This is a genomic window from Pseudoalteromonas sp. TAB23, assembly GCF_000498075.1.
Taxonomy (GTDB): domain Bacteria; phylum Pseudomonadota; class Gammaproteobacteria; order Enterobacterales; family Alteromonadaceae; genus Pseudoalteromonas; species Pseudoalteromonas arctica.
In genome coordinates this window covers 1-7,842 of record NZ_AUTP01000307.1, presented here as the reverse complement: position 1 = coordinate 7,842, position 7,842 = coordinate 1, and the positions used below count along the sequence as shown (strand labels likewise).

The following is a 7,842-nucleotide window of genomic DNA, read 5'->3' as shown; positions in this document are numbered from 1 at the left end:
ATGGCGGTAGACACTAACGTAATAATATTTGAACGCATTAAAGAAGAACGTCGCCAAGGCCGTGCACCATATCAAGCTATTCAAGAGGGTTATAAACAAGCCGCAAATACAATATTTGATGCCAATATAACCACCATGATCACCGCACTTATCTTATACGGCATAGGCTATGGGCCCGTTAAAGGTTTTGCCATTACATTAGCATTGGGACTTTTAACGTCTGTATTTACAGGTGTGTACGTATCAAAAATATTAAGCCAAACGTTGTATTTAAAAATGGGTAAAAAAGTAGGAGAAAAAGCACATGCTTAATTATTTTTTGAAAGGTGAAAAGGGCACACGCTTACGCTTTATGGGTATGCTTTTAAGTGCCATTTTAGTGCTGCTATCCGTATTTACGCTTACGCAAAAAGGTCTAAATTTTGGCCTAGATTTTACCGGCGGTTATTTAACTGAGTTTACAACCAGCCAAAGTGTTGAACTAAAAGAGCTTCAATCGTTTATTGCTAAAAATCACAACGGTGAGTTTGAGCTAACCGCGCAAGGTAATAGTCATTTTCAATTAAGAGAAGCGCCAAGTGCATCAACAACAGCTAATAGCCTTGATTGGCAAAGCGCTGTTACACAAAACGATGATATAAACGCACAGGTATTATCGTCAGCTTATATTGGCTCACAAGTCGGCGATGAGTTATTTGATCAAGGCTGTTTAGCAATGTTTGCTGCAATGATTGCGGTAATGATTTACCTTGCAGTGCGTTTTGAATGGCGATTAGCCGTTGGCTCTGTGGTAGCGCTAGTGCACGATTTAATACTCGTACTTGGGTTATTTTCACTATTACAAATTGAATTTAACCTAACCGTACTGGCAAGTTTACTGGCTATTATTGGTTACTCACTTAACGACTCAATAATAGTAGGGGATAGAGTACGCGAGCTTTTACGTGTTCAATCAAACAATGTACTTAGCCCAGCGACTATTATTAATAATGCGATTAAAAGCACACTAACGCGCACCTTAATAACGTCGGGTACCACACTTGCAACGGTTGCCAGCGTTTGGCTACTTGCAGGCACACCACTGCAAGGCTTTGCTATTGCATTATTTACCGGCATTGTAGTGGGTACGTTCTCGTCTATTTGTATAGCGGCAACCTTGCCGGAGCTATTGGGCTTAAGCGCTAAAAACTACGAAGTTAAAGTAGATGCCCACACGCAAACATTATTAGATATGCCATAAGGTTTTTAATAAAACACAAGTAAAGAGCTGCACCAACCAACGGCTCTTTGTTAGTTTAATGCAAATTTAAGCCCCGCTAGTATTCCCACCAAGCTTGCGGGGTTTAAAACAATGGTTTTAAGCCCCGCAAAAATGTTAAACTAGCTGCCTTATTTTTACAGCCTGTATTGTACTAATCCCCATGAATAAAACCCACGTAATCGAACACCTTCGTTTTGCGCTAGAAGCGCAGCTTACAACAGCAAAAGTAGCGGCAAAAACTGCGCACGACACCGCCACACATGAAGAAAACATAGCCGAAAATAAATACGATACTCTAGGGCTCGAAGCCGCTTATTTAGCACAAGGCCAAGCCCAGCGCGTAAACGATTGCTATAAAAGCATAGAATTGTTCGAACCTGCCTTTAATGAAAAACCAACCGACAAAATAGCTATCGGTTCGCTGGTATGTTTAGAAGATGATAACGCAGCCCAAAAATGGTTTTATTTAGGCCCTGCAGCTGGTGGTTTAACAGTAAACGTTAAAAAGCACGCAATTGCTGTTGTAACACCCGGCGCACCAATGGGTAAGCAGTTACTAAATAAACAGATTGATGATGAAATTACGTTAACAATTGCAGGTAAAGCCCACGAATATGTGGTGGTAGAGATTTTATAAAGCTTTGGTTTTTTAAGAGAACACCATCTGACAAAGCTATGCCAACGTAATAATCGCTTATTTATATTCATAAATTAATTGTCGGATGGCATGGCTCCGCCATTTATCCAACCTACAGCTATGTTTTTATAGCGTAACGTGGTGTGTATTTCAATTTCTACAAAGGCATATAATGAGAAGTACCTAATAGTTTAAAAGTGAGCAGGGTTGACGTTAGGTGCTCCCTTTTTAATTGATTTTAGTGGTTATACAGCCTCGTTAGTTGTATTTCCCAAGTTGGCTACTCGGTGCTACTATAGTGATACATCTGTTTGGGGATTATTATGAGAGTAGAACTAGTAACAACATTGAAGCGTCAAGCAACGAAGATATTATCTGAACTTCATTCCTCTAAAGAACCTGTGTTGATAACTGAACATGGACAACCATCTGCATACTTAGTAGATGTTGATGATTATGAATTTATGCAAAAGCGTATGCAAATTCTTGAGTCTCTTGCAAAAGGAGAGCAGGCAATAAGTCGTGGTGAAACCATGTCGAATGTTGAAGCTAAAGATAAAATGAATAAATGGCTGAAATAATTTGGACTAATCCAGCTTTGGATGATCTTAACGATATCGCTGAATATATCGCATTAAGCAATTTTCAGTCAGCGAAAAAATTGGTTTCCAAAATATTTGAAAAAGTTGAACGTCTCGAACTTTTTCCTGAATCAGGTAAAAAACCAATTGAGTTAGCTAACCTAAATTATCTTGAACTGGTCGTGAATCCTTGTCGTATATTTTACAAAAAAGATAACAATAAAGTATATATTTTGCACGTAATGAGACAAGAACGAGACTTACGAAAATTTTTGTTGCTAACGCAATATACAGCTAACAAGTAGGTAATCCCTGAGTGAAATTAGTATGACCCCCATACTAATTATTATAAAAAGCAATTATTAAAAAGCCATCCAAATATCTATCAAAATTCCAATTTAACCAATATAAGAACTAAATTATGGTTTGTTTATTAAAAAAAATTGCTACACACGTTCCTTAAGTGTTTAATATACCGTACATAAATAATATGGAGGTTGAAATATGAGACATAACAATTGGTCTTGCTCTAAGTGTAATAATAACGAATTTGATACCGGTGAAATAAGAGTTTCGGGTGGCTTTTGGTCAAGAATTTTTGATGTTCAAAATAAAAAGTACACCGCTGTGACATGCAGTCGATGTAGTTTTACTGAATTTTATAAAGGTTCATCATCAACACTTGGTAACGTATTTGATTTCTTTACTGGGTAATGAAAGCTTAAAAAGCACTTTAACTGAAATGTAAACTGATCAGTTCAAGAAGTACCTCCTCATTAAGGTGAAGAGGTTAAATGCTTAAACACACCTAAGCGATAATTTGCCTTATTAAATGTAGGTGGACCATTAGATATACACCAACTAATAGCAGTTAAAAAAATCTATTACACGCACTAATAATAGGCTTCAATGACAGAGCATAAGGCTTGGATGAATTTATTTTTATGATTTTTCATCTAACATCCTATATTTTAAATATCCAATTTTAGGTAGCTTTTTTCACAAACTTTGCTGTTACCATCATTTCGCCAATACCATCTACTTTACAATCTAGTTCGTGGTCTTTTTTATCAAGCACTCTTCTAACTACCGCTTTGGTACCAATTTTAATTACTTGCGAGCTGCCTTTAATTTTTAAATCTTTGGCTACTGTCACTTTGTCGTCATCACTTAGCACAGTGCCGTTGGCATCTTTAACTAAAATTGCGTCTTCATTGTTTGTGTTATTTGGGTTCCACTCATGAGCGCACTCAGGGCAAATAAGCAGTTGTTGGTCTTCGTAAACATATTCACATTGGCACTTTGGGCAAGCAGGCAGCGACATTTTTAACTCTCATAAGGTGTTGTTTTGCGTATTTTAATCTGCATTATTAGTTAATCAATATTTTTCATCTTCACGCTAAAAATATCTCGTTTGTGCGTTTTAAAAAAAGGGCATATAAAGCACATGTCGCTTAAGCAATTTAAGCGCTAACTCGTACAGTAGGTACCTGTTAAAGCACCCATCATATTAAGTGATACGCGCAATGCCCACTTAGTACGATGGGTGTTTCTATTTATAATGCTTAGTATTTTACTAAGCATGCTTTTTATATTTTGACTTAACTAGGAAAAGTCGTGTTTAAAACCTTAATTGTGGTTGATAACAACGAGCAAACGCTTGCTCAATCGTTCGAAAATGTAATTACGTTTAATACCTACTTACGTGATTACCCAAAACATAACGAACCAAAAACACGCATTATTAATCTGTGCGACTCAAGCCAATACTTGAGCAAAGGTTACTATTGCTCATTACTTGCTGAAGCGCGCAATCACCAAGTTTTACCCAGTGTAAAAACCATTAATGCTCTTCGTAGTGGCCAAGCACCTATGTTAAATGTGGGCCAAATAGACGGCACTCTTTACTTTGGTAATGCCCAAAACGATTTACAATCAAAAGCGGCAAAGTCGGTATTTAAACAATACCCAGCGCCTATTTTATTTGTTGATGAGCAAGGCTTATTACAACAAGGATCGATGTCGTCTTTAAGCGAGCAACAGTACTGCGAATTTGTAGCCAAGCTAGATAACTTTACTAAAACGCAGTGGCGTATTAGTTCGGTACAACGTCGTTTTAGATGGGACATGGCAATACTTGTTGATCATAACGAAAAAGTGCCGCCGAGTGATAAAGACGCCATTGCACGCTTTATTAAAGCAGCGGCTAAGCACGGGATTTATGCACAAGCATTAAGCTTTGACGAAATTGACAATATTGCCCAGTTTGATGCGTTATTTATTCGCCAAACTACAGCGATTGACCATCCAACGTATCGCCTTGCAAGCAAAGCGCAAAGCCTGGGTTTAGTGGTTATTGACGACGCTGAGTCTATTTTACGTTGTTGTAATAAAGTGTATTTACACGATGCGTTTAATTACCAAAAAGTGCCAAGTTTAAAAACGGTTGTAGTGGCTGATCAAGCAAATGAAACGCTTGAGCAATTAGAAGAAGCGTTTACGTATCCGCTTGTTTTAAAAATGCCTGAAGGGTCGTTCTCAAAAGGTGTGTTTAAAGTTTCAAACCGTGATGAGCTAGCAGCTAAGCTTACAGAGCTGTTTGAGTTTAGCGCATTAGTGCTTGCACAAGAGTACATGTATACCGAATACGATTGGCGAGTGGGTGTGTTAAATGGCCGTGCAATTTATGCATGCCGCTATTTAATGGCGCGTAACCATTGGCAAATTTATAACCACGACGCTAAACGGTTTTTCTCTGGTGGCTTTGAAACCTTGCCAACCTTTGAGTTACCAAAAGCGGTATTAGATGCAGCATTAAAAGCATGTAAAACAGTGGGTAGGGGTTTATATGGCGTAGATGTTAAAGAGCATCAAGGCAAAGCATACGTGCTTGAAGTAAACGACAACCCAAGTATTGATCACAAAGTAGAAGACGGCTATTTAGGCGACGAGCTATACATGATCATTATGGATGAGTTTAAACAACGCTTAGAAGCACGAGGCCGTGGGTAATAACATGAGCAACCTTGTTATTCGAAAGGCGCTTGGCAGTGATTTAACTGCACTGATTGACGTTGAAAACGCTTGCTTTAATAACGACAAACTTAGCCCGCGCAGTTTAAAGCGCTGGCTTAGTGCAAAACACGGTATTTTACTCGTTGCAGAAAGTGGCGAGCAAATATGCGGCTATGGGCTAGTTTGGTGCCATAAAGGCACGCGTTTAGCGCGTTTATATTCGCTTGCTGTAAAACCCACAATGCAAGGTAAGGGGATTGCAAAAGCACTGCTTACTAGTCTAGAAAAAGAAACGTGTGAGCGGGCTCGTATTTACCTGCGCTTAGAAGTGGCTGTAAATAACGAAGGTGCGATTGGGCTTTATAAAAGCTTAGGTTACAGAGTGTTTGGTCAATACAGCGATTATTACGATGACCACAGTGACGCACTACGAATGCAAAAAAACATTCGACAAACGAGTGAGTTAAAAGTGGCGCGTTTAACGCCGTGGTATCAGCAAACTACCGAGTTTACGTGCGGACCTGCTGCACTATTAATGGCAATGGGCGCACTTGAGCCAACAACTGAGCTTACTCAATCACATGAGCTGGCACTTTGGCGTGAAGGCACCACTATTTTTATGACATCGGGTCATGGTGGTTGCCATCCGTTTGGTTTGGCACTTGCCGCTAATAAGCGTGGTTTTAAAAGCGAGGTAATGGTTAATACCACCGAGCCTTTGTTTTTAGATGGCGTACGCAACGAAAACAAAAAAGTGGTACTTGCCACCGTGCATCAACAATTTGTAGATGGTATTGCACAAGCAAATATACCGCTTACACATAAAGATGTAGAGCTTGAGCATATTGAGCAGTGGTTAAGTAAAGGCTTTAGTGTGCTGTTATTAATTAGCACATATAGTTTTGATGGTAAAAAATCACCACATTGGGTGTGTGTTACGCACCTTGATGAGCATTGCGTGTATGTTCACGACCCATTTTGTGAGCCCGGTAACGATAAACAGCTCGCAATAGATTGCCAGTATGTACCTATTGCACGAAGTGATTTTAGTAAAATGTCAGCGTTTGGTAGCCAACGTTTAAGAACGGCGGTGGCTATAGCTAATAAAATATAAGGTTAACAGTGACTTTTTTAGATTTAATTGATGTAGCCCCATATTCGTGGGCGGCTATTGGTACTGCGGCTTTTTGCGGTGCCATTATTGGTATAGAGCGCCAATTGCGTGGTAAACCTGTAGGCATTCGTACATCAGCCCTAATAACGCTGGGCACGTATTTGTTTTTATCCACTGCGTTTAATTTACAGGGGGATGTAATAGATCATTCTCGTGTAGTGGGGCAAATAATTACAGGTATTGGCTTTTTAGGGGCAGGCGTTATGCTCGCAAAAGATGGTGCGGTAGTTGGCGTTACATCAGCTGCAACCATCTGGGTGCTTGCATCAATAGGCGTTATGATAGCGACCGAAAACCTTGGCGCTGCAATAAAACTTTCGGTGCTGGTGGTCGGTATTTTATACGGTGTAGACGTACTCGAAGCTAAATTTAAAAGCTTAAGCAAAGGCGTACACACTAAAGTAAAAAACTATCAAAAACGCTATTATCGAAAAGATTTTAACGATACCGAACGCCATTAAAAGTGGCGTTTTTTTAGTGTTATTGAAACAAGTACTAGTACTATTAAATATCGACTATCCAAATAACTTGCGTCTAACTACTTTTCTGTAACCACTGGGTGTTTGGCTTAATACTTTTTTAAACACGCGTGTTAAATGCCCTTGGTCGTTATATCCCACTTCTAAAGCCACTTCTTGAATTGATAAATTTGATGATGCTAATAACTCCTTCGCACCTTCTACGCGTAATTGTTGCCAATACTCAATAGGGCTTTGATTAGTGGCGGCTCTAAAACGGCGGGTAAAAGTACGGTAGCTCAAGCTAAATTGGGCAGCGACTTCTTGCAGGTTTAACTCGGTGGCTAAATTTGTTTTTAGCCAAAACTGAATTTGCGCAATTAGCTCGTCGGGGTGACGGTCAACTGCACCCTCGAGATAGCGTTGATCTTCGTAGGGTTTGCGTATTTCGTGCGAAAAATTACGCTCTACATGTTGAGCGGCGGCTTTTCCATAGTACTGACTAATAATATGTACGATCACATCTGCAAGGGCATTAAGACTGGCTACCGTATACATGCGCTCTGACTGAGTTATAAAAAAGTCGGGTTTTAAACGCACTAACGGGTAGTCGTGGCTAAATTGATTGGCGTAGTGCCAATGGGTGGTAGCAGGGTGCCCATCTAGTAAGCCAGCCTCAGCTACTAAGTAGTTGCCAGTGCCTACACCAATTATAT

At 39.6% G+C, this 7,842-nt stretch carries 11 protein-coding genes; 9 read left to right on the top strand and 2 right to left on the bottom strand.

The genetic code is table 11. The features are described 5' to 3' along the window. From L654_RS0119630 to L654_RS0119605, 6 genes are all read left to right on the top strand, one after another. The coding region (locus L654_RS0119630) for an MMPL family transporter (protein ID WP_024608834.1) at nucleotides 1-312 on the top strand (312 nt) is incomplete at its 5' end. After that, complete coding sequence (secF, locus tag L654_RS0119625) at nucleotides 305-1,240, top strand: protein translocase subunit SecF (RefSeq protein ID WP_024590114.1); 936 nt, start codon at nucleotides 305-307, stop codon at nucleotides 1,238-1,240. The genes L654_RS0119630 and secF, both read left to right, overlap by 8 nt. A gap of 181 nt (nucleotides 1,241-1,421) precedes the next feature. Further along, nucleotides 1,422-1,898, top strand: coding sequence for a GreA/GreB family elongation factor (locus L654_RS0119620; RefSeq protein WP_010555055.1), 477 nt, complete (start codon nucleotides 1,422-1,424; stop codon nucleotides 1,896-1,898). A gap of 323 nt (nucleotides 1,899-2,221) precedes the next feature. Continuing rightward, nucleotides 2,222-2,479 carry a type II toxin-antitoxin system Phd/YefM family antitoxin gene (locus L654_RS0119615; RefSeq protein WP_010555056.1) on the top strand — a complete coding sequence of 86 codons (258 nt, stop codon included), beginning with the start codon at nucleotides 2,222-2,224 and terminating at the stop codon, nucleotides 2,477-2,479. Further along, nucleotides 2,467-2,784, top strand: a complete 318-nt coding sequence (locus L654_RS0119610; RefSeq protein ID WP_024590115.1) for a type II toxin-antitoxin system RelE/ParE family toxin — start codon at nucleotides 2,467-2,469, stop codon at nucleotides 2,782-2,784. The genes L654_RS0119615 and L654_RS0119610 overlap by 13 nt, the downstream gene beginning before the upstream one ends. Nucleotides 2,785-2,983: 199 nt before the next feature. Further along, on the top strand, nucleotides 2,984-3,193 hold the full coding sequence (locus L654_RS0119605) for a zinc ribbon domain-containing protein (RefSeq protein WP_007582647.1): 210 nt from the start codon (nucleotides 2,984-2,986) through the stop codon (nucleotides 3,191-3,193). A gap of 271 nt (nucleotides 3,194-3,464) precedes the next feature. On the opposite strand, the gene L654_RS0119600 is transcribed toward L654_RS0119605, so the two are convergent. Beyond that, on the bottom strand, nucleotides 3,465-3,803 hold the full coding sequence (locus L654_RS0119600; protein ID WP_024590116.1) for a zinc ribbon domain-containing protein YjdM: 339 nt from the start codon (nucleotides 3,801-3,803) through the stop codon (nucleotides 3,465-3,467). Between the two features lie 293 nt (nucleotides 3,804-4,096). Here L654_RS0119600 and L654_RS0119595 point away from each other — a divergent pair, with 293 nt between their 5' ends. Genes L654_RS0119595 through L654_RS0119585 form a run of 3 tightly spaced genes read left to right on the top strand, consistent with a single transcriptional unit; the run spans nucleotide 4,097 to nucleotide 7,129 of the window. Further along, nucleotides 4,097-5,491 (top strand): RimK family protein, encoded by a 1,395-nt coding sequence (locus L654_RS0119595; RefSeq protein ID WP_024608833.1) that lies wholly within the window; start codon nucleotides 4,097-4,099, stop codon nucleotides 5,489-5,491. Between the two features lie 4 nt (nucleotides 5,492-5,495). Beyond that, nucleotides 5,496-6,608, top strand: coding sequence for a GNAT family N-acetyltransferase/peptidase C39 family protein (locus tag L654_RS0119590; protein ID WP_024608832.1), 1,113 nt, complete (start codon nucleotides 5,496-5,498; stop codon nucleotides 6,606-6,608). 8 nt (nucleotides 6,609-6,616) lie between these two features. Beyond that, complete coding sequence (locus L654_RS0119585; RefSeq protein WP_024608831.1) at nucleotides 6,617-7,129, top strand: MgtC/SapB family protein; 513 nt, start codon at nucleotides 6,617-6,619, stop codon at nucleotides 7,127-7,129. Nucleotides 7,130-7,183: 54 nt separating this feature from the next. Here the strand turns inward: L654_RS0119585 and L654_RS0119580 are convergent. Beyond that, nucleotides 7,184-7,842 (bottom strand): helix-turn-helix domain-containing protein (locus L654_RS0119580; protein WP_024608830.1); only part of this gene is annotated, 659 nt, incomplete at its 5' end.